The 503-nt window shown below is 36.4% G+C and carries 1 protein-coding gene; it reads left to right on the plus strand.

Translation table 11 applies throughout. The annotated features are described in order from the left end of the window. Positions 1 to 36: 36 nt before the first annotated feature. The coding region (locus R7Q09_RS28685) for a hypothetical protein (protein ID WP_318144276.1) at positions 37 to 503 on the plus strand (467 nt) is incomplete at its 3' end.

Genomic DNA, 503 nt, shown 5'->3' on the forward strand with positions numbered 1-503 from the left:
GGAGGGTATTACTAGTCAATAAATGGAGTAAATATTATGAATTTCAATGTAATTAAAAAGAACAGAAAGTACTTTGCTGCGACAACAGACAATAATAAATCTTGTAAGATTTTGATCGACGAGTGCTCAAAAGACTTAGAGTTAGGTGAGCATTTTCTTGCTGTTATAGATATCTCAGTTCGCTCAAAGTATGGGACTGATCTGATTTATAAGTTAGCAGCAAACGTAGAAGAACAAACTAAATTAGGCATTTGTTCTTTAAAATCAGCATATAACACACTGTTGATTGAAGAGTGCCGTAAACTCGGCGGTACTTGGGATAAATCTCAGGGCGCTTGGATATTTTCAAGTATTGTAGAAAAAGAAGTTGAAGAACTCGATCAAACCTTCAATAGCGATCTCATTACGATTGAGATTGAGGCTATCGAGGAAATACAAGAGCATGGCAAGGCGATAGAGTTTCTTGGGTATCCTGTTTGTAAAGCATTTAGTCGTGATTCAGG

The sequence above is a fragment of the Vibrio sp. 2130-1 genome, assembly GCF_033339515.1.